General features: G+C 64.1%; 28 protein-coding genes. 13 read left to right on the top strand and 15 right to left on the bottom strand.

Features of this window, described 5'->3' with window-relative positions:
* Positions 1 to 52 precede the first annotated feature (52 nt).
* Complete coding sequence (locus tag ATY02_RS09005) at positions 53 to 973, top strand: LysR family transcriptional regulator (protein ID WP_068586072.1); 921 nt, start codon at positions 53 to 55, stop codon at positions 971 to 973.
* Between the two features lie 7 nt (positions 974 to 980).
* Here the strand turns inward: ATY02_RS09005 and ATY02_RS09000 are convergent, their stop codons facing one another.
* From ATY02_RS09000 to ATY02_RS08990, 3 genes are read right to left on the bottom strand one after another with little or no spacing between them, the layout of a single operon-like run.
* Complete coding sequence (locus ATY02_RS09000; protein ID WP_068586075.1) at positions 981 to 1523, bottom strand: DUF2937 family protein; 543 nt, start codon at positions 1521 to 1523, stop codon at positions 981 to 983.
* A gap of 10 nt (positions 1524 to 1533) precedes the next feature.
* Positions 1534 to 2310: a class II glutamine amidotransferase gene (locus tag ATY02_RS08995; protein WP_068586078.1), complete on the bottom strand. Its 777-nt coding sequence runs from the start codon at positions 2308 to 2310 to the stop codon at positions 1534 to 1536.
* Positions 2311 to 2343: 33 nt separating this feature from the next.
* Positions 2344 to 2832 carry an MFS transporter gene (locus ATY02_RS08990; protein ID WP_068586083.1) on the bottom strand — a complete coding sequence of 163 codons (489 nt, stop codon included), beginning with the start codon at positions 2830 to 2832 and terminating at the stop codon, positions 2344 to 2346.
* Positions 2833 to 2941: 109 nt separating this feature from the next.
* Between ATY02_RS08990 and ATY02_RS08985 the strand changes: the two genes are divergently transcribed.
* Both ATY02_RS08985 and ATY02_RS08980 read left to right on the top strand, forming a co-directional pair.
* Positions 2942 to 4996: a S9 family peptidase gene (locus ATY02_RS08985; RefSeq protein ID WP_068586087.1), complete on the top strand. Its 2055-nt coding sequence runs from the start codon at positions 2942 to 2944 to the stop codon at positions 4994 to 4996.
* A 93-nt stretch (positions 4997 to 5089) separates the two neighbouring features.
* Entirely contained in the window at positions 5090 to 5563 is a 474-nt protein-coding gene (locus ATY02_RS08980) for a cyclic nucleotide-binding domain-containing protein (protein WP_068586090.1), read from the top strand.
* A gap of 18 nt (positions 5564 to 5581) precedes the next feature.
* On the opposite strand, the gene ATY02_RS08975 is transcribed toward ATY02_RS08980, so the two are convergent.
* The gene (locus tag ATY02_RS08975) at positions 5582 to 5869 is read right to left on the bottom strand and encodes a hypothetical protein (protein WP_068586093.1); all 288 of its coding nucleotides are present in this window, start codon (positions 5867 to 5869) and stop codon (positions 5582 to 5584) included.
* Between the two features lie 171 nt (positions 5870 to 6040).
* Here ATY02_RS08975 and ATY02_RS08970 point away from each other — a divergent pair, with 171 nt between their 5' ends.
* From ATY02_RS08970 to ATY02_RS08960, 3 genes are all read left to right on the top strand, one after another.
* On the top strand, positions 6041 to 6415 hold the full coding sequence (locus tag ATY02_RS08970; RefSeq protein WP_068586096.1) for a YajD family HNH nuclease: 375 nt from the start codon (positions 6041 to 6043) through the stop codon (positions 6413 to 6415).
* A gap of 98 nt (positions 6416 to 6513) precedes the next feature.
* A complete protein-coding gene (locus tag ATY02_RS08965; RefSeq protein WP_031321120.1) occupies positions 6514 to 6981 on the top strand; it encodes an RNA methyltransferase in 468 nt (155 codons plus the stop codon).
* Between the two features lie 82 nt (positions 6982 to 7063).
* Positions 7064 to 7438, top strand: a complete 375-nt coding sequence (locus tag ATY02_RS08960) for a DUF2892 domain-containing protein (RefSeq protein WP_068586099.1) — start codon at positions 7064 to 7066, stop codon at positions 7436 to 7438.
* A gap of 8 nt (positions 7439 to 7446) precedes the next feature.
* Here ATY02_RS08960 and ATY02_RS08955 read toward each other — a convergent pair whose 3' ends face one another.
* Together ATY02_RS08955 and ATY02_RS08950 are read right to left on the bottom strand one after the other, a co-directional pair.
* Entirely contained in the window at positions 7447 to 8682 is a 1236-nt protein-coding gene (locus ATY02_RS08955; RefSeq protein WP_068586102.1) for a hypothetical protein, read from the bottom strand.
* 54 nt (positions 8683 to 8736) lie between these two features.
* Positions 8737 to 9186 carry a YcgN family cysteine cluster protein gene (locus tag ATY02_RS08950; protein WP_068586105.1) on the bottom strand — a complete coding sequence of 150 codons (450 nt, stop codon included), beginning with the start codon at positions 9184 to 9186 and terminating at the stop codon, positions 8737 to 8739.
* 271 nt (positions 9187 to 9457) lie between these two features.
* Here ATY02_RS08950 and ATY02_RS08945 point away from each other — a divergent pair, with 271 nt between their 5' ends.
* On the top strand, positions 9458 to 10051 hold the full coding sequence (locus ATY02_RS08945; protein ID WP_068586107.1) for a nitroreductase family protein: 594 nt from the start codon (positions 9458 to 9460) through the stop codon (positions 10049 to 10051).
* A 50-nt stretch (positions 10052 to 10101) separates the two neighbouring features.
* On the opposite strand, the gene ATY02_RS08940 is transcribed toward ATY02_RS08945, so the two are convergent.
* The 4 genes from ATY02_RS08940 to ATY02_RS08925 all read right to left on the bottom strand — a co-directional run bounded on the left by ATY02_RS08940 (position 10102) and on the right by ATY02_RS08925 (position 13361).
* Positions 10102 to 11034, bottom strand: coding sequence for a D-2-hydroxyacid dehydrogenase (locus ATY02_RS08940; RefSeq protein WP_068586110.1), 933 nt, complete (start codon positions 11032 to 11034; stop codon positions 10102 to 10104).
* Positions 11035 to 11153: 119 nt separating this feature from the next.
* Positions 11154 to 11447 (bottom strand): YcgL domain-containing protein, encoded by a 294-nt coding sequence (locus ATY02_RS08935; RefSeq protein WP_068586113.1) that lies wholly within the window; start codon positions 11445 to 11447, stop codon positions 11154 to 11156.
* Positions 11444 to 12577 carry a ribonuclease D gene (gene rnd / locus ATY02_RS08930; RefSeq protein ID WP_068586116.1) on the bottom strand — a complete coding sequence of 378 codons (1134 nt, stop codon included), beginning with the start codon at positions 12575 to 12577 and terminating at the stop codon, positions 11444 to 11446. Before rnd ends, ATY02_RS08935 begins: the two co-directional genes overlap by 4 nt.
* A gap of 121 nt (positions 12578 to 12698) precedes the next feature.
* Positions 12699 to 13361: a class I SAM-dependent methyltransferase gene (locus ATY02_RS08925; protein WP_068586164.1), complete on the bottom strand. Its 663-nt coding sequence runs from the start codon at positions 13359 to 13361 to the stop codon at positions 12699 to 12701.
* Positions 13362 to 13536: 175 nt separating this feature from the next.
* Between ATY02_RS08925 and ATY02_RS08920 the strand changes: the two genes are divergently transcribed.
* Complete coding sequence (locus tag ATY02_RS08920) at positions 13537 to 14319, top strand: transporter substrate-binding domain-containing protein (RefSeq protein WP_068586118.1); 783 nt, start codon at positions 13537 to 13539, stop codon at positions 14317 to 14319.
* Here ATY02_RS08920 and cynR read toward each other — a convergent pair.
* Positions 14298 to 15185: a transcriptional regulator CynR gene (cynR, locus tag ATY02_RS08915; protein ID WP_068586121.1), complete on the bottom strand. Its 888-nt coding sequence runs from the start codon at positions 15183 to 15185 to the stop codon at positions 14298 to 14300. The two genes, ATY02_RS08920 and cynR, sit on opposite strands and share 22 nt — an antisense overlap.
* Before the next feature lie 108 nt (positions 15186 to 15293).
* Between cynR and ATY02_RS08910 the strand changes: the two genes are divergently transcribed.
* The 5 genes from ATY02_RS08910 (at position 15294) to ATY02_RS08890 (ending at position 19902) form a co-directional block, all read left to right on the top strand.
* Positions 15294 to 15953 (top strand): carbonic anhydrase, encoded by a 660-nt coding sequence (locus tag ATY02_RS08910; RefSeq protein WP_068586124.1) that lies wholly within the window; start codon positions 15294 to 15296, stop codon positions 15951 to 15953.
* A gap of 35 nt (positions 15954 to 15988) precedes the next feature.
* The gene (gene cynS / locus ATY02_RS08905; RefSeq protein WP_068586127.1) at positions 15989 to 16459 is read left to right on the top strand and encodes a cyanase; all 471 of its coding nucleotides are present in this window, start codon (positions 15989 to 15991) and stop codon (positions 16457 to 16459) included.
* 199 nt (positions 16460 to 16658) lie between these two features.
* Entirely contained in the window at positions 16659 to 17843 is a 1185-nt protein-coding gene (locus tag ATY02_RS08900; RefSeq protein WP_068586130.1) for a cyanate transporter, read from the top strand.
* 31 nt (positions 17844 to 17874) lie between these two features.
* Positions 17875 to 18783, top strand: coding sequence for a DMT family transporter (locus tag ATY02_RS08895; RefSeq protein WP_068586133.1), 909 nt, complete (start codon positions 17875 to 17877; stop codon positions 18781 to 18783).
* A 180-nt stretch (positions 18784 to 18963) separates the two neighbouring features.
* Positions 18964 to 19902: a LysR family transcriptional regulator gene (locus tag ATY02_RS08890; RefSeq protein WP_068586165.1), complete on the top strand. Its 939-nt coding sequence runs from the start codon at positions 18964 to 18966 to the stop codon at positions 19900 to 19902.
* Positions 19903 to 19950: 48 nt separating this feature from the next.
* On the opposite strand, the gene ATY02_RS08885 is transcribed toward ATY02_RS08890, so the two are convergent.
* From ATY02_RS08885 to ATY02_RS08870, 4 genes are all read right to left on the bottom strand, one after another.
* A complete protein-coding gene (locus tag ATY02_RS08885) occupies positions 19951 to 20316 on the bottom strand; it encodes a 5-carboxymethyl-2-hydroxymuconate Delta-isomerase (RefSeq protein WP_068586135.1) in 366 nt (121 codons plus the stop codon).
* Positions 20317 to 20401: 85 nt separating this feature from the next.
* A complete protein-coding gene (locus tag ATY02_RS08880) occupies positions 20402 to 21583 on the bottom strand; it encodes a low temperature requirement protein A (protein WP_068586138.1) in 1182 nt (393 codons plus the stop codon).
* Positions 21584 to 21676: 93 nt separating this feature from the next.
* A complete protein-coding gene (locus ATY02_RS08875) occupies positions 21677 to 22603 on the bottom strand; it encodes a LysR substrate-binding domain-containing protein (RefSeq protein WP_068586141.1) in 927 nt (308 codons plus the stop codon).
* A gap of 130 nt (positions 22604 to 22733) precedes the next feature.
* Positions 22734 to 24071 carry an MFS transporter gene (locus ATY02_RS08870; protein WP_176719760.1) on the bottom strand — a complete coding sequence of 446 codons (1338 nt, stop codon included), beginning with the start codon at positions 24069 to 24071 and terminating at the stop codon, positions 22734 to 22736.
* Between the last annotated feature and the right edge of the window lie 16 nt (positions 24072 to 24087).

Here is a 24087-nt window from a genome sequence, read left to right as displayed (position 1 = left end):
GCACCCGTCCAACTAATAAAAGCCGTCCCAAGGCATAAGAAAAGTTGATCCCATGAATCTCAAGTTCCTCGAAACCTTCATCTGGGTCGCTCGGCTGAAGAACTTCAGCCTGACTGCGGAAAAGCTCTTCACCACCCAGGCAGCCGTGTCCAGCCGCATCGCGGTGCTGGAGGGTGAGTTGGGGGTCAAGCTGTTCCTGCGCGACTCGCGGGGCGTGAGCCTGACTCCGGAAGGTGTGAAGGTGCTGGAGCATGCCGAACAGATGCTCGACACCCTACAGGCATTGAAGCAGTCGATAGAGGCGCCCTCGAGCAAGGTCGGGCGGCTGCGGATCGGGGTCATGGACACAGTGATCCACACCTGGCTCAGCCCCCTGGTGGCGCAGATGATGGACCACTATCCCCAGGTGGAAATCGAGCTGGTGGCCGATACCTCGCTCAATCTTTGCGAGCAACTGCAAAAGGGCTTTCTCGACCTGGCGCTGCAGACCGATCTGCTACGCCGGGAAAGCATCCGCAGCCTGGAGCTGGCCAGCTATCCGGTCAGCTGGATCGCCGCCAGCGATTCGATCTACAACCGCCATTACGACTCCCTGGCCGAACTGGCCCGGGAGCGAATCGTCACCTACTCGAAGAATTCCCTGCCCCATCAGCAGGTGATGAGCCTGATGCAAGCCAGCGGCGTGTTGGCTCCCAGGCTCAGTTGCGTCAACTCGGTCTCGGCCATCACCCGCCTGCTGCGCGACGGCTTCGGGATCGGCGCGCTGCCGCCAGTGTTGGTGCGCGAGGAACTGGCCCGGGGCGAGCTGACACAGTTGGACATCGATCAGCGCCCACCGAACCTGCAGGTGGTGGTGTCGTGGCGGGTGGGAGTGGAGTTGGTGGAGGACATCGTCGGGCTGTGCCAGCGCGTCGTGCAGCGCTATGCCCAGAAGGTCGGCCAGGAGCATCTGCTCCTGGCACCGTCCCTGTAGAGAGGGCTCAGAGCCCCTTGAGATCGCGCTCTTCGATGGGCCGGCTCTGGCGCAGGCGACGACCGCCGAGCACGACCCAGTCGATCAGCCGGTACAGGCATTCCAGGCCGAAGGACAGCAGCAAGGCGCCGCCCATGGCCCAGGACATCGCCTCCGGGGTCAACAGGATCTGGTAGCTGTAGCCATCCCAGGTTTCCTTGCGGATCGCCGGGTCGGCCGCCAGGGCGACTTGCAGCATGCGGATGTACCAGGGGCCTTGCATCGCCTGGTACTGCTTGTCCAGGGCGAGCTGGCGACTGAGCAGGCCGCTCAGGCTGTCGGCATCGCTGCGAAACACCGGATCGTCGCTGGCCCGGTAATGGGCCACCAGGGCGTTCAGGTCGCCCTTGAAGAACTGCTGCGCGGTGGCCTGGAACCCTTGCAGGCTGTTCTGCGATTCGATCATGTGGGCTTCGACCCGCTTGGCGTAGTCGCTGATGAAGCCCGGCACTTGCACACCGATCAACAGGCCGGCCGCGAACAACACCAGACGCAGGTAACTGAGCAACATAGGAGTGTCCTTATTCGGTCTGGCCATGGCTGATGCACTCTCCGCGCCGCCACAGGCTCCACTGTCCCGGCTGGTAGCGGGTCCAGGTTTCGTTTTCGGTCAAGGGTTCGGTGGCGATCACCGTGACCACGTCGTCCGGGGTGGTTTCTGCCTGGAAGTCGACGATCACATCGACATCCTTCAGGCGGGCCGGGCCGAACGGTGCGCGCCGGGTGATCTGCGCCAGCTTGGTGGAGCAGTAGCAGAACAGCCAGTCGCCATCGCTGAGCAAGGCGTTGAACACCCCCTTGCTGCGATACTCGCTGCAGGCCTGGATCAGGATCGGCAGCACTTGCTCGATCGCAACCGGCTCGGGAAATGCCTGGCGGACCCGATTGAGCAAGTCGCAGAACGCCGCCTCGCTGTCGGTATCCCCCACCGGGCGATAGAACTGAGTCTCGGGCTGGAAATCCGCCAACTGGCCGTTATGGGCAAAACACCAGTTGCGACCCCACAGCTCACGGACAAAAGGATGGGTATTGGCCAGGCAGACCTTGCCGACATTGGCCTGGCGGATATGGCCGATGACCACTTCGCTCTTGATCGGATAGCGCTGCACCAGATTGGCCACTTCCGACTCGCTGCTGGCCGCAGGGTCCTGGAACAGGCGCAGGCCCCGGCCTTCGTAGAAGGCAATGCCCCAACCATCACGATGGGGGCCGGTACGACCGCCACGCTGCATCAGCCCGGTGAAGCTGAAGACGATGTCGGTCGGTACATTGGCGCTCATGCCCAACAATTCACACATGCTCGGACTCTCGCTGCAGTGCCGGGGACAACGTTACAAACGCGGCTCGACCCGCGTGTTCAGGGGAGCACTGCCAGCAGGCGGGCGACCGTAACGGTCATTGCCGGCACTGCCAAAAGGCTGGTCATCTTCCGCTTCAGCCGCCTTGGCTGCGGCTTTCGCCGCTTCGCTGCGCTGGCGGCGCTCGCGCATCGAGCGCTCTATCGGCCAGCGGATCAGCACGAACAGCAGGTACACGCCGAAGGCGATCATGCCGTACATGAACAGATCGGAAACCGCGCGCCAGGCGTTGTTACCCACCTTGAAGGCCACGTCCAGGGCGGTGATGGCCACGGCCGGGGCGATTTTTTCCTTGACCGGGTCGATGATGGTCGGGCTGAACAGCAACACGGCGACCAGCACGCGCAGCGGCTCGCGCAACCAGCGCCACATCCAGCGGGTCAGGCGCATCCATACCAGCAGGCAGCCCAAGGCGGCGAAGGCATAGCAGCCCCAAGCGATCAGATAGTCGTTCTCGGTCATGGTGTCCGTGGCAAGGCAGGCAAAGAGGCGCTTATGATAACGACTTTTCCCGTGTCAGGCTGCCCCGCCGTCTGCCAAGCCCTCATTTGTCATCGTTCGAGAGCCCCCCATGCCCTTACCTGCCAATGACACCAGCGCCCCGATCGCCCACAAGGCCGCCGGCGCTGACCCCTACGCCTGGCTGCAGGAGCGCGACACCGACGCGGTGCTCGATTACCTGAAGGCGGAAAACAGCTACCAGGAACGCCAACTGGCCCAGCAGGCGCCCCTGCGCGAGGTCCTGTTCCAGGAAATCAAGGGACGAATCCTCGAGACCGACCTGTCGCTGCCCTCGCCCTGGGGCCCCTATCTGTATTACACCCGGACCACTGCCGGCGACGAGTACGCCCGGCATTACCGCTGCCCACGCCCGGCGGACGACAGCCTGACGGTGGACGAAAGCCGCGAACAACTGCTGCTGGACCCGAACGTCCTGGCCAATGGCGGTTTCTTCTCCCTGGGCGCCTTCAGCATCAGCCCCGACCATCAGCGGCTGGCCTATAGCCTCGACACCAGCGGCGAGGAGACCTACACCCTGTTCGTCAAGGAACTGGCCAACGACAAGGTCAGCGAACTGCCGTTCCAGCAGTGCGACGGCAGCATGACCTGGGCCAACGACAGCCAGACCCTGTTCTTCGGCGAACTGGACGAAACTCATCGTCCACACAAGCTGTTGCGCTATCGCCTGGACGGCACAGCGGCCGAAGAGGTGTTCCATGAACCGGACGGGCGCTTCTTCCTGCATTGCTACCGCGCCAGCTCCGAACGCCACCTGCTGTTGTCCCTGGGCAGCAAGACCACCAGCGAAAGCTGGGCCCTGGACGCCGAGCAGCCGCACCAGCCATTCACCTGCCTGGCGCCCCGGGTCGAGGGCCATGAGTACGATGTCGACCACGGCCAGCTCGAAGGCCGCTGGACCTGGTTCATCCGCAGTAATCGCGAGGGCATCAACTTCGCCCTCTACCAGGCCCAGGACACCGGTCGTGTTCCCGACCAGGACGACTGGCGCCTGCTGGTTGCGCATAACCCCGAGGTGATGCTCGACGGCGTGACCCTCAATGCCGGGGCCATGACCCTGAGCCTGCGCGAAGGCGGCCTGCCAATCATCGAGGTGCACCCGCAAGGCCTGCCCAGCTACCGCGTGCAATTGCCAGACGCCGCCTACAGCCTGCACGTACAAAACAGCCTGGAGTTCACCAGCGAGCGTATCCGCCTGCGCTACGAAGCCTTGAACCGCCCGGCCCAGGTACGCCAGTTGCAACTGGCCGACGGCCAGCAGCAGGTACTCAAGCAGACCCCGGTGCTGGGCGAGTTCGACCCTGATGCCTATGTCAGCCAGCGCCTGTGGGCCACCGCCACCGATGGCACCCGGGTGCCCATCAGCCTGGTGGTCAAGCGCGAGTACCTGGGTCGTCCTACGCCCCTGTACCTGTATGGCTACGGTGCCTATGGCGAGAGCCTCGACCCGTGGTTCTCCCATGCCCGCCTGAGCCTGCTCGATCGCGGCATGGCCTTCGCCATCGCCCATGTGCGAGGTGGTGGCGAGCTGGGCGAAGCCTGGTACCGAGCCGGCAAGCAGGAGCACAAGCAGAACACGTTCAGCGACTTCATCGCCTGCGCCGAGCACCTGGTGGCCCAGGGCCTGACCACCTCCCGCCAACTGGCCATCAGCGGTGGCAGCGCTGGCGGCCTGCTGATCGGCGCGGTGCTCAACCAGCGCCCCGAGCTGTTCCAGGTGGCCATCGCCGAAGTGCCGTTCGTCGATGTGCTCAACACCATGCTCGACCCGGAACTGCCATTGACCGTCACCGAGTACGACGAATGGGGCAACCCCGAGGAGCCGCAGGTGCATGCACGCATCAAGGCCTACGCCCCTTACGAGAACGTGCAGGCCCAGGCCTACCCGGCCACGCTGGTGATCGCCGGCTACAACGACAGCCGCGTGCAGTACTGGGAAGCCGCCAAGTGGGTGGCCAGGCTGCGGGCGACCAAGACCGACGACAACCTGCTGTTGCTCAAGACCGAACTGGGCGCCGGCCACGGCGGCATGAGCGGGCGCTATCAGGGATTACGTGACGTAGCCCTCGAATATGCCTTTGTCCTGAACATTCTGGGCCTGGGCTGAGGAACTCCCGGCGGCGCTCCTGTCTTAATCCGGGACCGCCGCCGATCCGGGCCTGCGCCCAAGCCACCGACACAAGAAAAAGACCGTGATCCCATGTCCGAACCCACCCTGCTGAACAATGAAATCCGTGACTGGCTGATGGACTGCGGCCTGTTCGACCAACTGTTGCCCGCCGACTTCAACGCGGCGGCCGGCTACTTCAGCATCAGCAGCATCGCCCAGGGCGAGGCGATCTTTCATGAGGGCGATGCCGGCAGCTTCATGTGCATCATCCACAGCGGCCAGGTAGCCGTGCAGAAACGCAGTCACGACGGCCAGCTCTTGAGCGTCGCGACCCTGCGCAGCGGCCGGGCCTTTGGCGAAATGGCGGTACTCGATGGCGAACGGCGCTCCGCCACCTGCGTGGCGGCCAGCGATTGCCAGTTGCTCAACCTGGGCAAGGACTCCCTGGAGAAAATGCTCAATGATGCGCCGAAGATCGCCGCCAAGATCATCCGCGCCCTGGCTGTCTCGCTGTCCAAGCGCCTGCGCATGGCCGACGGCCAGTTGCTCGCACAGCAGGTCTGACCCTGGCCAGGCCGCTCCCTAGCGACCCGACTTGCTGTCGTTCTGCTCAGGAGCTGGCTGGGTCTGATCCTTGGGCGGCTTGGGCATGTCGATTGGCGGCAACAGCGGCGCGCCGCCATTGCTGGCCTTCGGAGTGCTGGGGGGAGTCACTTGTGGGTAAGGGGTGGGCGTGGCGGTTCCCGGCGTGCCGAGTGTCGGCGTGGGAGTGACCACCGGAGCGCTTTGTGGCTCATCGGCCCAGGTCGGGCCCATTCCTGCGGCAAGGGTCGCCGCCAGTGTCAGCACCGTCGCAATAGTGCGTTTCATCAATGACTCCATGGCTATTGTCTGGCGTCAGGCTACTCCCAACCGCAGGGTTTTGCCTGCCCCAATACGATGTCCCGGCAAGGTTTCGTCATGCCGGGACTGACGAGGCCCCAAGGGCCTGGGCTAAACTTCACCCATTACCGTCATTAGTCTTTCTACAAAGGTGAACCCATGAGTTCGTCCACTCCTAGCTCCAACACCGCCAAGCTGGACCGCATCCTTGCCGACGCCCAGCGCGACCGGGAAATGGGCTACCGCGACAAGGCGCTGAAGATGTACCCCCACGTCTGCGGCCGCTGCGCCCGTGAGTTCTCCGGCAAGCGCCTGAGCGAGCTGACCGTGCACCACCGCGACCACAACCACGACAACAATCCCCAGGACGGCTCCAACTGGGAATTGCTGTGCTTGTACTGCCACGACAACGAACACTCGCGCTACACCGACCAGCAGTATTTCGGCGAGGGCTCCCTGAGCACGCCGAAAGTCGCCAAGGCCACCCACAACCCCTTCGCCGCCCTGGCCGGAATGATGAAGAAAGACGAATGAGAATGCGGATGTGGCCAGGGCTCTCCCTGGCCACAACGGCCCCCGGCCTTGGAACAATCGCCGTATAATCGCGCTTTTTTCTCCAAGGCTCCTCGCTCGTGGCAAACAAAAGGTACAGCTGCATCGGTTTGTATAACCCCAAGTCACCGGAGAACGTCGGTTCGGTGATGCGCGCCGCTGGCTGCTATGGCGTCGCCTCGGTGTTCTACACCGGCAAGCGCTATGAGCGTGCCCGCGACTTCGTCACCGACACCAAGAAAGTCCATCAGGACATTCCGCTGATCGGCATCGACGACCTGAAGAAGATCCTCCCTTTAGGCTGTATTCCCGTTGCCGTGGAGCTGGTCGAAGGCGCCCGCCCACTGCCCGAATACACCCACCCCGATCGCGCCCTGTACATTTTCGGCCCGGAAGACGGCTCCCTCGACAAGGAAATCCGCGACTGGTGCGAAGACGTGATCTACATCCCCACCAACGGCTGCATGAATTTGGCGGCCACGGTCAACGTGGTGCTCTACGACCGCCTGGCCAAGGGCAACAACACCCGCTCCGGTCCCAAGTTCTGAAGCATCACCGCTCGATGCCCGGGAACCGCCAGGGGCTCCTCGCAGTCAGCCCTATATCACTCACCGCCCCAGGAGACAGATCATGAGCGAGCGCAAACAGTTGCAGACGATAGAGTCGACCCCGTTCCAGAGCCCTTCGCAGCAGAACGTCCAGGGTTGGGAGCGCATCGGCTCGCTGGCCGGTGGCGTGGTGATGGTGGGCAAGGGCCTGCGCCGCGGCGGTGTGTTCGGCCTGGTACAGGTGGCGCTCGGCGGTGTGGCCCTGGCCCGAGGCATCACGGGCCACAGTTCGGCCAAGAGCCTGCTGGAAAAGAGCCGCCGGGACATGCACCACGTAAGGACGAAGATCGAACAGGCCTCGGCGGAGCTACGCAACCTGAAGGCCACTGCCGATGCCGCCGGACGTCGTCCAAAGACTACCGCCGAGGATACCAACCTCCCCGGCCCCCAGGACTGAGCCCCGGGTCAACGTAGCAACGGGCTGTCCAGGACCCTGGATGATTCCCCCAGCACGCTTTCGCTCAACTGGATGAACTCGGCGGTACTGACGCTTTCCAGGCGCATCGCCGCTTGCAGCACATCGTCCAGTGAGCGCTTGTTGCGGGTTTTCAGGCGTATCTCCCGATCCAGCTCCTGTAGCAACAGCACCGCCCTGGCCACCGTTGCGCTATCCACCTGCTCGCCGCGCAGGCTGCTGACCTTGTGGCCGTCCCGGGCCAGGCGCTTTTGCAGCACCTGATAGCGCTCATCGCTGATCCCTCCGGCCCGGCGCAACAACTCGATGGCGTAGTACTGGGCCAGCCCTTCGCTGATCCAGTCGCTGTGCTGGCTGTCGTTGATACGGGCCAGGGATTGCACCAACTCCCGCAACAGCGGGCTGCTGCCGTTCTCGCCGATCAACGGCAGGCGGCTGTGCAGGTACAACGAATCGCGACCGGCCAGGCTACCGCGCCACATGGGATCAGCGGCGCCGACGATCAGCAGCTTGCCCGGCTGGCGTGGAAACACCGCCTGCACCTGGGGCCAGACGAAAGTGAGCAACGTCAGGATATCCATGCGGCGCATACCCTGGCCCAGGGGCGAAACCACGCTGACCTCGGTGCTTCCCAGGCGCGTGCGGCGGCTGCCCAGGTTACCGGCGAGCATCCAGCCGAGGGGACGATCGAACAGGCGCGAGGGGTTATCGATGCGAAAGCGCTGCTTGCCGATCCGCGGCCATGCCGTCTCGACACTCTTCCAGCCGCTGGGCAGTTCGAAATCCAGGCGTGCCACCAGCTCGATGCCATCTTGTTGATCGAGCCGGGCCGGCGGCACCAGCGTCTCACCGCGCACCAAGGCCCAGTTGGCATTGCTGCGGCTGTCGTAGCTGCCCTTCTTCGGGCTATGGCTCAAGCGTACCCGGTAGCTCAGGCTGGCCTTGCCGCTGGCCGGGCGCCAGATACCGCGCTGCTCGCCGGTCTCGGCCGGCGCAGCCTGCCATTGGCCATCGGCCTTGAAGTCGCTGTAGTCACCACTCTGGCCCAGGTCAAAATCCAGGCTGCGCAGCGCCGACCCTTCAGCCAGGGTCAGGCGTACTTCGGCCTGGTCGCTCTGGGGCAGGAAACGCACGTGGTAATCCAGATCGACTTTCTGCGCGGCCCAGGCCGATGCATTCAACGCCAGCAGCGCCATGGCCAGCGCCAGCTTCGCCCTCCCCCTCATACACACTCCTTGCTTGAGAGCCCGCCCTGGGCTCGAGGTCAGCGCGGCGATGCCTCAGCCTGCGCGAAAAATCAGGTGATCCTCCCAGTCTTCTTCCGCCACGCTACCTTCGGCCAGCATGCGTCCGGACTGGGAAATGCGCTCATGGTGCACTGCATCGCGATCGCCGCACACCAGGTGGTGCCAGAGCGGCAGGTCCTTGCCTTCGCTCACCAGACGGTAACCGCAAGTGGGTGGCAGCCACTTGAATTCATCGGCCTTGCCCGGCGTGAGCTGGATGCAGTCGGGCACCGACTCGCGACGGTTGGCGTAGTCACTGCACTGGCAGGTCTTCAGGTCCAGCAGCTTGCAGGCGATACGGGTGTAATAGACGCTGTTGTCGTCCTCGTCCTCGAGCTTTTGCAGGCAACACAGGCCGCAGCCATCGCACAACGACTCCCATTCCTCCTGGTCGAGTTGTTCGAGGGTCTTGCGTATCCAGAATGGTTCGACTTTGGCGGCCATGGTTCGAGAATCAGTTTCCAAGGGTGAAAAGGCCGCCAGTCTAGTGCCGAAGGCCCGGCGGGCCAAGCACTGGCGACTACTGGTAACCCGGGGCTTGCCAGCTGCCAGGGGGCACAGTAGCTTTGCTCCCCGGACCACCCCCGCCCGGGTGCCATGAAATGCCAATCACATGGCACCCGGAGCATCCCGCAAGGTCAGGAAAACCCCTTCGCCCAGCTAACTGCGCCTGCCGGTTATTCCATCTTTCCCAAATGTTGTCTGGAGTCTTTGCATGAGCGCCAATCCTCGCGTTGCCGACTACACCATCCACCCGCAATTCACCCAGCGCTGGTCACCACGGGCCTTCACCGCAGAAGCCATCCCTGAGGAAACCCTGCTGAGCTTCTTCGAAGCCGCACGCTGGGCACCTTCGGCCTACAACTCGCAACCGTGGCGCTTTCTCTATGCCCGCCGCGACACGCCGAACTGGGAGCGCTTCCTGGGCCTGCTCAACGAATTCAACCGTGGCTGGGCGCAACACGCTTCGGCCCTGGTGATCGTGATGTCCAAGACCACCTTCACCGCCCCAGGCGCCAGCGAGGAAACCCCGGCCCTGTGGCACACCTTCGACACCGGTTCGGCCTGGGGCCACCTGGCACTGCAAGCCAGCCTCAGCGGTTGGCACACCCATGGCATGGCCGGCTTCGACCAGGAGCTGACCCGCAAGGAGCTGAAGATTCCCGAAGGCTATGCCCTGCACGCTGCCGTGGCAGTGGGCAAGCTGGGCGACAAGTCGACCCTGGCCGACTACCTGCAGGCCCGCGAAGTACCGAGCCCGCGTCGCCCACTGAGCGAAACCGTATCCGAAGGCGACTTCAATCTCTAAACAAGCCTCAAGCTGCAAACCTCAAGCTTGCAGCTTGCCGCTTCGGCGTCCTAGTAGCCCCGGGCGAAATCCACTTCGCCGCGCAGGGGCTGCTTGGACTGGTAGGCCCGCAGGTTCTCCACGAACAGCTGCACCATCAGTTCCGGCGAGGTCGGTGCCGAGCTGTGGCCCGTCAGCAGCAGGCCCCAGGCAGTCCAGAACGGATGGCGCTGTGGCAATGGTTCCTGGCGACAGACATCGATCACCGCGCCAGCCAGGTGGCCGTCCTTGAGGGCCTGCACCAGGTCCGCATCGACCACCGACACACCACGTCCGACATTGATGAACAAGCCCGTTGACTTGAATTGCTTGAACAGCGCCGCATCGTACAAGTCGTGGGTGCTGGGCGTGTTGGGCAACAGGTTGACCACGTAATCCACCTCGCCCACCAGCCGTCCCAGGTCCTTGAGGCCGGCGACCTCGATAAAGGGCGCCTGTTCACGGGCCTGGCTGGCGATGCCATAGAGCTTGACGCCGAACGGCACCAGGAATTGCGCCACGCTCTGGCCGATATCACCGGTACCGACGATCAAGACCTTGCGCCCTACCAGGCTCTGGCCCAGGCGGTTGTCCCACTTGCGTTCCACCTGGCTGACCAGGCGCGCCAACACTTCGCGCTCGTGGCCCAGGATGTAGGTCAGCACGTACTCGGCCATCACCTGGCCGAAGATCCCCACCGCCCGGGTCAGGCGATAGTGGCGAGGCAGGCCATCGGCCAGCAAGGGCGTGATGCCGGCCCATGTCGATTGCAACCACTGGGGCTTGTGCCCCTGGCGCAGCAGGGTCGCCAACAGGTCCGGCTGGCCGAGCCATACCGGGCAGTCCACTGCCAGGCGAGCCAATTCGGCGGAATCGCCACTGGTCAGAACATCCAGGTCCGCAGCCGCCTGACGCAACAGGCGGGCATAAATAGCGTGGTCGTGTTCGGCAATCAGAACGCGCATGGTTCAAACCTTAAAAAACGGTGCAGGCCACCGTCGATGGAGTGTCGCTCCATCGTTCAGGGTGGCCAGGTCAGTCAAGTGCACAGCAAGGGCGCCCGGGACCGAGCGCCTAACAGGAGTCAGACCGGATCATTGCGGCGTAGCAACTCTTCGGGCAGGTGCTCGATGTACTCGTCTTCGGCCGGTGGCATCTGCAGGTGATAACCCTGCTTGTCGAGATTCTCCAGCACTTTCTGGATATCTTCCCGAGCCAGCTTGCGCTCCGGGGTCAACACCAGGTCGAAGGCATGCTGCGGCTTGCCGAACGCCGCCAGCAGGGTTTCCGGCACGCGCTCCAGGGCTTCGCTCTTGAGCACGTAGAGGTACATCTCGTTCTTGCGCGGGCTTCGGTAGATGGAGCAGATATGTTTCAAGGCTGTTCTCCGGCAGTGGCCAGGCTGTCCAGCAGCGCCTGGCCCATCAATTCGCGGCGCCAGCCACGCAGCGAATCAGGCAATTGGTAAGGCCCATTGGGAAAGCCGCTCTTGAGCAGGCTTTCCAGGGTTTTCTTGCGCAGCATCAGTTCCGGCGCGATGTCCAGGCGCTCCGCTTCGGCCTGGCCCACCGCCTTCAGGCGCTTGAGCAGGGCCGACGCTTCGATCGGCAACGGCTCGGGCAGGGCCGGCGGCCACTGTTCCGGACCGAGCTTGGCGGTGCGCTTGATCAGGTCCAGGAGGAACTCGCCATCCTGGCGTACGGTTCGTGGGTGCATGTCTTCGATCTTGGCCAGCGCCGACAAGGTATCGGGCTGGGTCCTGGCCAGGGGCCAGAGCGCATGTTCACGAACGATTCGATTGCGCGGCAAGTCGCGGGCTCGCGCCTCACGCTCGCGCCAGGCACACAGCTCGCGCAGTACCGCCAGCTGGGCACGGGACAGTTTCCAGGCCAGCTTGGCATCGCGGTAAACCTCGTTGGGGTCCACTTCGCGACGCAGGTTGGCCACCAGCTCGGCACCATCCTCAAGCACCCAGCGGTACTTGTCGTCGGACAGCTTGGCACGCAACTGGCCGAACACCTGGGCCAGGTGCACGGCATCTTCGGCGGCATAGCTGACCTGGGTTTCCGAGAGCGGGCGTTGCAGCCAGTCGGAGCGGGTCTCGCCCTTGGGCAACTCGATGCCCAGGACTTCCTGCACCAGGCGCGAATAACCCATGGAGAACCCCAGGTTCAGGTAAGCCGCCGCCAGTTGCGTATCGAACAACGGCGCTGGCAGGCTCCCTGTCAGGCGCAGCAGGACTTCGAGATCCTCGCTGCAGGCGTGCACCACCTTGACCACTGCCGGGTTCTCCAGCAGCTCGGCCAAGGGTTGCCAGTTGTCGATGGTCAAAGGGTCAATCAGGTAGGCGCGCTGCCCATCACCCACCTGCAACAGGCCGGCGATGGGATAGAAAGTGTCGACCCGCATGAATTCGGTGTCGAGGGCGACGAAGGGCAGGTGCTGCCATTCGGCGCAAAACTGACCGAGGCTATCGTTGTCGCGAATCCAGTGTATATCGATGGCCACACGGCTCTCCCTTGAAGAATGGCGCGCAGTATATATCGCCCCGGCCATTTCCGAGCATTGGTCCGATAAGAGCCTGCGAGAAACCCCGGGACGAAAAACAAGAATAGTCCGGGAGCCTGGACTAGCCCTGTTTACTCAACACGTAGATCCGTGAAGGGGCGCATCCGGGAAACAGGTCATGGTGGCTGAGGACGTCGAATCCGGCTTCGGCGAACTCGGCCTCCAGCTGCACCTTGCTCACCAGGGGCAGAGCACCGGCAGCCGTGGTCGCACGCTGCCACGACTGGAAGAAGTACTCGACCCGGGTCGCGACGATCACCGAGTCACGACTGACCCGGTGGAACTCGCGCAACAGGGCCAGGCGGTCCTCGCCATGGGTGACATGGGCGAACAACTGCATGCAGATGATGCTGTCCACCGCGTTGGCCGACAGGCCGATATCGAACGCCGAGCTATGGAAGGTCTTGATCCGCTTCATCAGGCTGACCGGATGATGAGTCTGGGCGTGGCTCAGCATTTCCTCGGAAGGGTCCGCCGCCAGGATCACCCGGTTGCCATGCTCGGCCAGCACCGGCCAATAACGCCCAGCCCCACACGCCACATCCAGGATCAACCCAGGCTCGCCAGCCACGCTCAAGGCATGGCGCACCAGCCGCGTCGTACGCCAGAGCGCCAGGCGCGTGCCCACCCCGGCAGGCCGGGGCTCACGGCAGACGCGCGCATGCTCCTGGTCGTAGCGCCGAGCGAACTCCAGCTCTATGGACGGTGGGGGGTGGGACGACATGACTGGCAAACTCTTGTTGGAATCCAGGGGCCACAGGTTAACCAGCCATACGTGAAAAAAAGGTCGAAAGCCGGTCAAGCCGCCATTGGCCACGGCCGCGCGGCAATATCCAGGCCCTTGCCCGCCCCGACAAGGCTCCTGCACTATGCCCAGCCGCCATTCAAGGAACGACTCGATGCTCCCACGCCTTCTGCTCAGTACCCTGTTCGGCCTCGCGGCCCCCGCCCTTGCCCTTGCCCAGGAGTCGACCTCGCACCTGGACCAGGTGCTCGAACGCGGCCACCTGACGGTCTGCACCACCGGCGACTACAAGCCCTACAGCTACCTGCGCGATGACGGGCACTACGAGGGCATCGACATTGCAATGGCCGAATCCCTGGCCCAGAGCCTCGGAGTCAGGGTGAAGTGGGTCAACACCACCTGGAAGAGCCTGATGGCGGACTTCCAGAGCCAGCAATGCGATATCGCCGTGGGCGGGATCTCGGTGTCCCTGGAGCGTCAGAAAAAGGCCTTCTTCAGCCAGCCCCTGGGCGTCGATGGCAAGATTCCCCTGGTGCGCTGCCAGGACCTCAAGCTCTACCAGAGCGTGGAGCAGATCAACCAGCCTTCGGTACGCCTGATCGAACCGCCGGGAGGCACCAACGAAGTCTTCGCCCGCACCCGCTTGCCCAACGCCGACCTGACGCTGTTCGCCGACAACGTGAAGATCTTCGACCAGTTGCTCAGCCACAAGGCCGACGTGATGATCACCGATGCCTCGGAGGCGCGCTTCCAGCAACGACGCAAGCCGGGACTGTGCGCGGTCAACCCCGAGCATGCCCTGCAGTACAGCGAGAAGGCCTTCCTCCTGCCCCGGGACGATGTGGCCTGGAAGAGCTACGTCGACCAGTGGCTACACCTGAGCAAGGCCACCGGCGCCTACGACCAGGTGGTCAATCAGTGGTTGGCGGCGCCGTAATCCTGCTCCAGTAACTGCCGGAAAGCCTGGCAAGCCGCGCTGCGATAGGCGCCCCGGCGCCCCAGCAACACCACGCTGCGCGGCGCCAGGGGTGAGGCCAGGGCCAGTGCGCGCAAGCCCGGCTGCTCCCGGGCAATGGCACTGGGCAACAACGTCACCAGCTGCCCGCGACGCACGATCTCCACCAGCGCACTCACCGAATTGGCCTCGATGGCGATGCATGGCGCAATGCCCTGCTGGCGGCAATACAGGTCGATATGGCGGCGGGTGGCGAAGTCGCCACTGAGCAACGCCAGCGATTGACGCCCCAGCGCCTCGGCATCCAGCGGCTCTTGCTCCCGGGCCTGGTACTGCGGGCCGACCACCAGGCTCAGGGTCTCGCTGAACAGATCCTGGGGCTCGATCTCCGCCAGGTGCTCGCCGGCGAAGGCAATGCCCAGGTCCAGGCGATCTTCAGCCAGGGCCGCCTCCAGGCGATCCTGGGTCATTTCCTCGATGCTCAGGCGGATGCCCGGATAGCGCTGGTTGAACCGGCTGAGCAAGGGCCCGGCCAGGTAGGCGGTGAAGGTCGGGGTCAGGGCCAGGCGCAATGAGCCCCGGCTCAGGTCCTGCACGTCGTGCATCGCCCGCCGCGCGGCTTCCAGGTCCTGCAGGGCACGCCGGGCATAGGCGACATAGGCCTGGCCGGCATCGGTCAGGCGCACGCTGCGCCCGGACCGATCGAACAACGGCGCCCCCAGGGACTCCTCCAACTGCTTGATCTGCTGCGACAGGGTCGGCTGCGACACGTGCAGCGCCTCGGCGGCGCGGGTGAAGTTGCAGTGCTCGGCCACGGCCAGCAGGTAACGGATATGACGCAAGAGCATGGCAGTCCCAACTATAGGCATGACTTATGGAAAGCATAATAAACCGGTCTTGGACGCTATAGCTGCAACCGCCCATCCTTGCCCCATCAGCGACGCAAGGAGACTCCCATGCAGCACATCATCGACGGCTTCCTCAAGTTCCAGCGCGAAGCCTTCCCCCAGCGCAGCGAACTGTTCAAGCAACTGGCCAGCGCCCAGAGCCCCGGCACGCTGTTCGTCACGTGCTCCGACAGCCGGGTGGTGCCGGAACTGTTGACCCAGCAAGAGCCTGGCGACCTGTTCGTGATCCGCAACGCTGGCAACATCGTGCCCAGCTACGGCCCCGAGCCCGGCGGCGTATCGGCCACGGTGGAATACGCGGTGGCGGTACTGGGGGTGAGCGACATCGTCATCTGCGGCCACTCCGACTGCGGCGCCATGACCGCCCTTTCCACCTGCAAGTGCCTGGACCACCTGCCTGCCGTGGCCAACTGGCTGCGCCATGCCGAATCGGCCCGAGTGATCAACGCCGCGCGGCACCATGCCTCGCCCGCCGAACACCTGGACGCCCTGGTCCGGGACAACGTCATCGCCCAGTTGGCTAACCTGAAGACGCACCCCTCGGTGGCCCTGGCCCTGGAGCAGGGCCGGCTGAACCTGCATGGCTGGGTCTACGACATCGAGAGCGGCGCCATCGCCGCCCTCGACGGCCCTGCCCGGCGCTTCGTGTCCCTGGCCGAGCACCCGTATACCTGTGCCCTGGCCAGCCGCCCTTCGACCGCTGCCTGAGCAGCAACCTTCACTCACCCAAGAGGAATCCACCCATGCTGCAATCCCAATTCGCCCAAGCCCCACGCCTGGCCCTGGCCGACACCATCATCGACGCCAAGGCGCGCAAGAACCTGTCCTGGCAGGACCTCACCGACGGCACCGGGCTGAGCCTGGCCTTCGTCACCGCCGCCCTGCTGGGCCAGCACGCCCTGCCGGCCGCCGCAGCCGACCTGGTGTGCGACAAACTGGGCCTGGACCAGGACGCCAGCCGCCTGCTGCAAAGCATCCCCTCGCGCGGCAGCATTCCTGGCGGCATCCCCACCGACCCGACCGTGTACCGCTTCTATGAAATGCTTCAGGTCTACGGCTCGACCCTCAAGGCCCTGGTCCACGAGCAGTTCGGCGACGGCATCATCAGCGCCATCAACTTCAAGCTGGACATCAAGAAGGTCGAGGACCCCGAAGGCGGCTCCCGCGCGGTGATCACCCTGGATGGCAAGTACCTGCCGACCAAGCCGTTCTAAGAGCAGCGGCAAGCCTCAAGCCTCAAGCCTCAAGCCTCAAGCACATGCTTGCGGCTTGGAGCTTGCCGCTTGCCGCTTGCCGCTTGCCGCTTGCCGCTTAAGTCTTATTTAATTTTTAAATAGTGCGGCAAACTTTCTGATTTGCCCCCGGCACGCACGGCACCGCCTAATCAGCCCACTGCTTACTGAAGGTCTGGTTATGGAAAGCGTTCGTGCAACCTCCCGCCCCGCACTCTGGCTGATGGCCAGCGTAGTCCTGGTGGCCCTCAACCTGCGGCCGTCGATGGCCGCTGTCGGCCCGCTGCTCTCGGGCATTCGTGGCGATATTCCCCTGAGTTTCAGCCTGGCCTCGTTGCTGACCATGCTGCCGGTCATGGCCATGGGCCTGGCGATGTTCTTCGGCATGGGCATCAGCCAACGCCTGGGCGAGCACCGCACCGTGGTCCTGTCCCTGCTGATCATCGGCCTGGCCACGGTGTCGCGGTTGTTCATGGACTCGGCTGCAGAGCTGATCCTCAGCGCTGTCCTGGCCGGGATCGGCATCGCCCTGATCCAGGCGTTGATGCCGGCGCTGATCAAGTCACGCTTCGCTGACAATGTCTCGCTGTTCATGGGCCTGTATGTCACCTCGATCATGGGCGGCGCAGCCATCGCCGCTTCTTTCGCCCCCCTGGTGATGAACCAGAGCGGCAGCTGGCGCCTGGCCCTGGCGATCTGGGCGGCCCTGGCCTTGTTGGCCCTGGTGTTCTGGTATGCCCAGCGTCGCTCCCTGCCCAGCCTGCCGGCCGCCCGTGGTGGGCGCGAATCGTTCGCCAGCAACCGCCGGGCCTGGCTGCTGGCGGTGTTCTTCGGCCTGGGTACCGCCTCCTATACCTGCGTACTGGCCTGGCTTGCCCCTTATTACGTGGAGAACGGCTGGAGCGAACAGAATGCCGGCCTGCTACTGGGGTTTCTCACCGCCATGGAGGTGATCTCCGGCCTTATCACCCCAGCCATCGCCAACCGCAGCCAGGATCGCCGCCTGGTGCTGGTGGCCCTGCTGACACTGATCATCGCCGGCTTCTGCGGCCTGATCCTCAGCCCGCAACACCTGAGCCTGCTCTGGCCCTGCCTGCTGGGCCTGGGTATCGGCGGGCTGTTCCCGATGAGCCTGATCGTCTCCCTGGATCACCTGGGCGATCCGCGCCGCGCCGGTGGCCTGACAGCCTTCGTGCAGGGCATCGGCTACCTGATCGCCGGGCTGTCACCACTGCTGGCAGGCATGATCCGCGACCAGCTGGGCAGCTTCGAATGGGCCTGGTGGTCGCTGACCGCGGTGATGCTGCTGATGATCCTCATGGTGCTGCGCTTCGATCCCCGGCACTACGCCAGGCACATTCGTTGAGCCGCCTTGTACCCCGGCCCGGGAGGCCTGCATGAACCCTGTGAACTTCACCCAGGCCAACCTCGGCATGCTGCTCTGGGCGGCCTTGATCGCCGCCTCCTTCTTCGCTGCCGCCCAGGTCAGCCGCGCCATCGATCCCGTGCTGCTGACGGCCCTGCGCCTGCTGTTTTCAGCCTTGCTGTTCGTGCCCCTGCTGTGGTCCCGCGGCCTGTCCTCGATGACCCTGGCAGCGCTGGCGGCCCATGGCGCGCTCGGCCTGCTGCTGGCGCTGTACTTCGGCTCGTTGTTCGAGGCCCTGCGCCACACCTCGGCGGTCAATACCGGAACCCTGTACACCCTGGTGCCGTTGCTGACCCTATTGTTCGAAGGGTGGTTGTTGCCCGGCGACAGTCGCCGGCGCCGGTTGCTGCCAATGCTGACCGCCGCCGCAGGTGCGCTGCTGCTGATCCTCAAGGGCGGTGCGCCGGACCAACTGCCGTCGTGGTACGCCATGGGTGTCTATGGCCTGGGTTGCCTGGCCATGGCGGCCTATCCACCCCTGAGCCAGCGTTTCAAGGCGGGCAGCTTGCAGGGCCGCAGCCCGGCAGCGATGACGTTCTGGAACATGCTTTTCGGCTCCTTGTTCCTGTTCGTCGCCTGCCTGGCCAGCGGTGGTTGGCGCAGCGCCAGCCTGCTCACTGGCAACGACCTGCTGTGGCTGCTGTACCTGGCGATGTTCGCGACCCTGGCGACCTTCTGGCTGTTGCACCGGGCCATTGGCGTGATCGCCCCTTCGACGGTGATTTCCTATGTGTACCTGAGCACGTTGTTCCTGACTCTGTTCCATTGGCTGTGGCTCGGCCAGGCACCGCACCCGGGGGAACTGCTCGGCGTCCTGCTGGTTGCGCTGGGTATGCTGGGCCTGGTGCGCAGCAGCCGCCCCAAGGCGGTAACGGCCTGAAATCAGGCTGGGACACAGGGCGCTTTTTTGCGCGAAACTGTGCAGGTCGTGTTATCGGAAATTAATGTCCCGATGCTGTCCGCGAATCCCGGCTCCGGGCATTTAACTAGGACGATCGTTCCGCTAGCATCGATCCGGTTTGCGCGCCACCGGCGCCAGGTGCCCAGTGGGATGAAACGGATGCTCATCAGCAATGTGCTCAGAAAACTCGACATGCAAGACCTCATGGTCTTTATCGCGGTGTACGAGCAAAGCAGTGTCACCGGGGTTTCGGAAACCCTGTGCGTCAGCCAGTCCACCGTCAGCTATTGCCTGAAGAAACTGCGCAACAGCTTCCAGGACGAGTTGTTCGTCAACACCCGCACAGGCATGCGCCCGACCTACAAGGCCACCAGCATGTACAGCCATGTGCTGAAGATCCTGGAGAGCATCAATCTCTGCCACAGCGGGGTGGCGGCCTTCGATCCGACCCGCCAGGCAGTGACCTTCAACCTCTGCGCTCCGGAATACTTCGAGCTGCTGATCCTGCCGCGCCTGCTCAAGGGTTTCGACTACGCCGACCTGCCGGTGACAGTGAACGTACAGAAGCTGGAAACCGATATCCCGGCCGATGAGCTGCGCGATGGCAGCCTCGACCTGGTGATCTGCTTTGGCCCCAACTTCCATCGCAGCCATGCCGATCTCAAGTCACAGATGCTGCTGGAGGACGATCTGGTGTGCGTGTTCGACAAGCGCGCGACGCCGCCCGAGGAACCACGCTTCAGCCTGCAATCGTTCATCGAACGACGGCATGTGTTTCCCACGCCCTGGACCTCGGACAGCAACATGGTGGATGGCTGGTTGGCGCGCCAGGCCCAGAAGCGCCAGATCGTCGCCCGCTCCAATAGCTACAGCGCAGCCTTGAAGATGATCACCGGCACCGATTTCATTCTCACCCTGCCCCGACGCATCCAGGCCCTGCTGGCCAATGAGGCGGTGTTCAATCACTGCGAGGCGCCCAGCGGCCTGCCGGGATTTACCCTGGACATGCAGTGGAGCCAGGACACCGATCAGGACAGCGCGCAGACCTGGTTCCGTGAGCAGGTGGTCAAGGTCTGCGCCGAGCAAGGCCAGCTCTAGGCTCCCGGGATACCCGCCCCGAGAGCCTGGGCCTGGCGCCTGGCAGCGTCAGAGACCGATGGCGGCCTTGGTGTAGGAAGCGCGATCGATATCCAGGAGTTCCACGCACAGCTGGACCTGCAACTCGGCCGGCCAGGGGGCCAGATCCTGCAGTACGGCCAGCAGGCTTTCGGACAGTTGCTTCTTGATCTCCGGCGAACGGCCACTGAGCAGGGCCAGCTTGACGTGGACAAAGGCCCGCTCGCCAAGACCGGTACCGACCCGGAACGACTCCACTTTCACCGCTCGGCTCTTGATGTCGAACTCATCGGAAAACTGCCCGGACGCCACCAGCGCGTGATTGAGTCGCAGCAGCGCCTTGTCGGTGTCCAGCTGAGGCAGGTTGGCGGTGTATTCCATATGCAGGTGCGGCATGGTGGAGCTCCCAGTCAGTCAGGGGAAAAAGGCGCTACATACTACACAAGCCCCGGACCGGATGAATCCTCCATTGGCCGTATGGCTACACCGCGCCTCGCTCGCGCAGGACCAGGGTCTCCCAGGCTGCGACCACCAGCATCACCAGGCTGGTCAGGCTGCCCAGGGCCAAGGCGGAAAACACCTGGTTCCAGGCGAACGGCAACAGCAGCGCCAGGCTCCCAAGCCCCGCCAGATGCGATAACGGTGGCAGCGGCCGGTCGTTCATCACCCACTTGAACAAGGCACAGCCCAGCAGGAACAGCCAAGGCCCGGCGACGATCACCAGCACCCCCGCCTGGCTGGCATGATCCGGATGGACCAGCACCAGTTCGTCGGCCACCGCACTGACGATGATCCCGGCGATGATCAGCAAGTGGATGTAGGTGTAGGCGATCCGCGCCTGGCGTCCTGGATCGGCGGAATGCGCGATGCGGTGGTGGGCACGCTCGGCGCCGCTGTCGAAATACACCCACCACATGGCGATGCTGCCCAGCACGGCGACCACGAATCCCAGCAGTCCCTGGGCCGTGGTAGCCAGTTCGGCGAAGGTGGCACCGGTGACCAGCAACGACTCGCCCAGGGCGATGATCACGAACAACGCACAGCGTTCGGCCATGTGGTTGCCTTCGATATTCCAGTCATCCAGGGTCGAGCGGCCCAGCCCCGGCACCCAGAAATACACGGACGGCGACAACACTTCGATGCCCAGTGCCAGCACCCAGCAAACCAGGCGGCCAGGCCCTTGCAGCAGTCCACCAGCGATCCAGAACACGCCGGAGAACATCAACCACAGGAGAATCCGCTGGAAGTTGCGGGTCATGTTCAGCGGCTCGCCCCGTACCGCCCACAGCGAATAGGCGGTACGCCCCACTTGCATGAACACATAGGCGCCGGCGAACAGCAGGCCCCGCTCGCCAAACGCGTGGGGAATCGAGGACGACAACAGCAGCCCCGCGACCATCAGCACGAATAGCCCGAGGCGGATCGGCAGGGTTTCCGGGTCCAGCCAGTTGGTGATCCATGAGGTGAAGATCCATACCCACCACACCGCCACCATCAGCAGGGCAACCTGCAGCGCCCCGCCCAGGGACAGGTGCGCCAGCAAGGCATGGGACAACTGGGTCACGGCAAACACGAACACCAGGTCGAAGAACAGCTCGACCATGCCCACCTTGCCGCTGTCTTGGCTGCCGCGGCCACGCAACAGGGAACGGTTTGGACTCATGGACATTCTCCGCGGTTAGGACTTGCACAAGGGCTTCACTGAGCAAAGCAGGTGCCATCGACAATGCCAGGGCAGCGATCACCAGCGGGGCATTCAGGTGGCGAGCGGCAGCGGTGCTCGTTCGCTCATGAATGCCTCCAGCCGCGAGCGCAGCCAGCGCTCGGCAGGATCGGTGTCGACATGGCTGAGCCAGACCATCGACAGGTCCAGGGTCGGGGTCTTGAACGGGAACGGCTCGCAATGCAATTGCCCCGAGGCCGCCATGGCCATGGCCGCGTAGTCCGGCAGGCTGGCGATCAGCTTGGTACCGGCCAGCAGGGCCGGCAGGGAACTGTACTGCGGCACCGACAGCACCACCTGGCGCGTACGGCCGATTTCCGCCAGCCACTCATCGGCGAAGCCGGCGACATTGGCGGTGTGGGACACCAGCACATGGGGCCGCGAGCAGTACTCATCGAGGCTCATCGGCGTGTCGCTGGCATCGGCGCGCAACACGCTGGGTTGGATATGTCGCAGCAACTTGCGCTTGGCATTGGCCGGCAGGCCCCGGGTCTGGCTGATGCCGACCGTGATATCGCCAGAGGCCAGCAAGTCGGGAATCCGCCAGTAGTCCACATGCTGGACCACGACCACCACCTGCGGCGCTTCCTGGCGCAAGGCCCGCAGCAAGGGCGGCAGCAAGCCGAACTCGACATCGTCGGACAGGCCGATGCGAAAGGTCATGGTGCTGCTGGCGGGGTCGAAATCATGGGTCAGGCTCAAGGCCGAGGACAGGGCATCCAGGGCGGGCGACAGGTGCTGGATCAGCTGCTCGGCACGGGCGGTAGGCTCCATCCGGTGGCCGACACGAATGAACAGCGGATCGTTGAACATCGCCCGCAATCGGTTGAGCGCGGAACTGATGGTGGGCTGGCCGAGGAACAGTTTCTCCGCCACCCGGGTGACGTTGCGCTCCAGCATCAGCGCCTCGAACACCACCATCAGGTTGATGTCAGCCTTGCGCAGTTCATTGCGATTCATCGGCGATGCCCCATTCCCCAGATGCCGTGCAGTGTAGAAAGGCCCGGGGGTTGGCGTCCAGCCAAGGCATTGCGGTTGCCACTGCACTCAATCGGACATCACGCACCGGCCCCGAACCTGGCGGGCCAGTTCATATCGAGTGCTGCTTCGCCGACCTGGCCACTGCCCCATGACACGGCTGCCGATCTTCCTGCCCCTGGCGCAAACGCAGCGCCACCAATGCGGCCAGCAACAGCACCAGGGCGATCACCTTCAGACCGTTCATGGCATCGCCGGTGGTCATTTCGATCGCGCCCATGACCGACGGCCCGACAAACCCACCCAGCAGGCCGCAGCAGTTCACGAAGCCCAAGCCACCGGCAAGGGCGGCGCCTTTGAGTCGCGAGGCCGGGTACAGGAAGATGATCGACTGCACGACAAAGAACATCAGCGCCGCCACGCAGAACCCCAACAGACTCAATACCGGGCCAGACACCGCGGCCAGAAGCACTCCTGCGGCCATCACCAACAGGCCCATCACCAGCAGGTGTCGTGAGCGCCGAGGGTTGGTAGCCAGCCGGGGCAAGGTCAGCGCCCCCACGGCGGCCGCGATCCATGGCAGCGAGTTCAACAGGCCGACATGCATGATGCTCAGGCTGCCGTACTTGCCGATGATGCCGGGGAGAAAAAAGATCACGGTATAGATGGTGATCTGGTGGCAGAAGTACACAAAGATCGCCAGCAGGATCTGCGGGGTGAAGCACTGCCTGAACGAATGCCCGCCCTGCCCTGCGCCTTCATCGGCTTCCCTGGCCAGGCGCTGCTCGACGGCGCGGGCCTCTTCGGCGCTCAGCCAGCGGGCCTTGCCCGGACGATCCGGCAGGTGCCGCCAGACCACCCAGGCGAAGAACACCGCGGGCAAACCTTCGAGCAGGAACATCCATTGCCAGCCATGCCAGCCCAGCAAGCCATCCATCTTCATCAACGCCGCGCCCAACGGGCCACCGATGATATTGGCCAGGCACACGCCCAGCAGGAAGTAACCGGTGGCCCGGGCCCGCTGCTGGCGATCGAACCAGTAGGTCAGGTACAGCATCACCCCGGGGAACAGCCCGGCCTCGGCGATCCCCAGCAACAGGCGCAGCACGTAGAAGGAAGTCTCGCCCTGGACAAAGGCCATGGCAGCCGAGATCAAGCCCCAGGTGGCCATGATTCGGGCGATCCAGAAACGCGCGCCGACCCGGTGCATGATCAGGTTGCTCGGCACTTCGGACAGCGCGTAGGTGAGGAAGAACAATCCGGCGCCAAGGCCATAGGCCGCGGCGGAAATTCCCAGGTCGACATCCAGCTGGTGCTTGGCCAGGGCGATGTTGGTGCGATCGAGAAAGCTCAGGACATAGGCGGCGATCAACAATGGCATGAGCTTGCGGAACATCAAGCGGGTCAACTGCTGCTGGTCCCGGGGAGCGGCGGTGGTAGCGGTACTCATGGGCATATCCCTTTGT

The sequence above is a fragment of the Pseudomonas sp. BIOMIG1BAC genome, assembly GCF_001705995.2.
Taxonomy (GTDB): Bacteria; Pseudomonadota; Gammaproteobacteria; order Pseudomonadales; family Pseudomonadaceae; genus Aquipseudomonas; species Aquipseudomonas sessilinigenes.
This window is presented reverse-complemented; position numbering and strand designations above follow the sequence as displayed.

Coding starts and splice junctions, on each gene's coding strand:
- ATY02_RS08900 (WP_068586130.1), top strand. CDS start 16,659: ATGGAAAGCGTTCGTGCAACCTCCCGCCCCGCACTCTGGCTGATGGCC.
- cynR (WP_068586121.1), bottom strand. CDS start 15,185: ATGCTCTTGCGTCATATCCGTTACCTGCTGGCCGTGGCCGAGCACTGC.
- ATY02_RS08985 (WP_068586087.1), top strand. CDS start 2,942: ATGCCCTTACCTGCCAATGACACCAGCGCCCCGATCGCCCACAAGGCC.
- ATY02_RS08955 (WP_068586102.1), bottom strand. CDS start 8,682: ATGAGGGGGAGGGCGAAGCTGGCGCTGGCCATGGCGCTGCTGGCGTTG.
- ATY02_RS08975 (WP_068586093.1), bottom strand. CDS start 5,869: ATGAAACGCACTATTGCGACGGTGCTGACACTGGCGGCGACCCTTGCC.
- ATY02_RS08925 (WP_068586164.1), bottom strand. CDS start 13,361: ATGTCGTCCCACCCCCCACCGTCCATAGAGCTGGAGTTCGCTCGGCGC.
- ATY02_RS08885 (WP_068586135.1), bottom strand. CDS start 20,316: ATGCCGCACCTGCATATGGAATACACCGCCAACCTGCCTCAGCTGGAC.
- ATY02_RS09000 (WP_068586075.1), bottom strand. CDS start 1,523: ATGTTGCTCAGTTACCTGCGTCTGGTGTTGTTCGCGGCCGGCCTGTTG.
- ATY02_RS08995 (WP_068586078.1), bottom strand. CDS start 2,310: ATGTGTGAATTGTTGGGCATGAGCGCCAATGTACCGACCGACATCGTC.
- ATY02_RS08880 (WP_068586138.1), bottom strand. CDS start 21,583: ATGAGTCCAAACCGTTCCCTGTTGCGTGGCCGCGGCAGCCAAGACAGC.
- ATY02_RS08990 (WP_068586083.1), bottom strand. CDS start 2,832: ATGACCGAGAACGACTATCTGATCGCTTGGGGCTGCTATGCCTTCGCC.
- ATY02_RS08875 (WP_068586141.1), bottom strand. CDS start 22,603: ATGAATCGCAATGAACTGCGCAAGGCTGACATCAACCTGATGGTGGTG.
- ATY02_RS08890 (WP_068586165.1), top strand. CDS start 18,964: ATGCTCATCAGCAATGTGCTCAGAAAACTCGACATGCAAGACCTCATG.
- cynS (WP_068586127.1), top strand. CDS start 15,989: ATGCTGCAATCCCAATTCGCCCAAGCCCCACGCCTGGCCCTGGCCGAC.
- ATY02_RS08950 (WP_068586105.1), bottom strand. CDS start 9,186: ATGGCCGCCAAAGTCGAACCATTCTGGATACGCAAGACCCTCGAACAA.
- ATY02_RS08980 (WP_068586090.1), top strand. CDS start 5,090: ATGTCCGAACCCACCCTGCTGAACAATGAAATCCGTGACTGGCTGATG.
- ATY02_RS08945 (WP_068586107.1), top strand. CDS start 9,458: ATGAGCGCCAATCCTCGCGTTGCCGACTACACCATCCACCCGCAATTC.
- ATY02_RS08920 (WP_068586118.1), top strand. CDS start 13,537: ATGCTCCCACGCCTTCTGCTCAGTACCCTGTTCGGCCTCGCGGCCCCC.
- ATY02_RS08910 (WP_068586124.1), top strand. CDS start 15,294: ATGCAGCACATCATCGACGGCTTCCTCAAGTTCCAGCGCGAAGCCTTC.
- ATY02_RS09005 (WP_068586072.1), top strand. CDS start 53: ATGAATCTCAAGTTCCTCGAAACCTTCATCTGGGTCGCTCGGCTGAAG.
- ATY02_RS08895 (WP_068586133.1), top strand. CDS start 17,875: ATGAACCCTGTGAACTTCACCCAGGCCAACCTCGGCATGCTGCTCTGG.
- ATY02_RS08970 (WP_068586096.1), top strand. CDS start 6,041: ATGAGTTCGTCCACTCCTAGCTCCAACACCGCCAAGCTGGACCGCATC.
- ATY02_RS08940 (WP_068586110.1), bottom strand. CDS start 11,034: ATGCGCGTTCTGATTGCCGAACACGACCACGCTATTTATGCCCGCCTG.
- ATY02_RS08960 (WP_068586099.1), top strand. CDS start 7,064: ATGAGCGAGCGCAAACAGTTGCAGACGATAGAGTCGACCCCGTTCCAG.
- ATY02_RS08870 (WP_176719760.1), bottom strand. CDS start 24,071: ATGAGTACCGCTACCACCGCCGCTCCCCGGGACCAGCAGCAGTTGACC.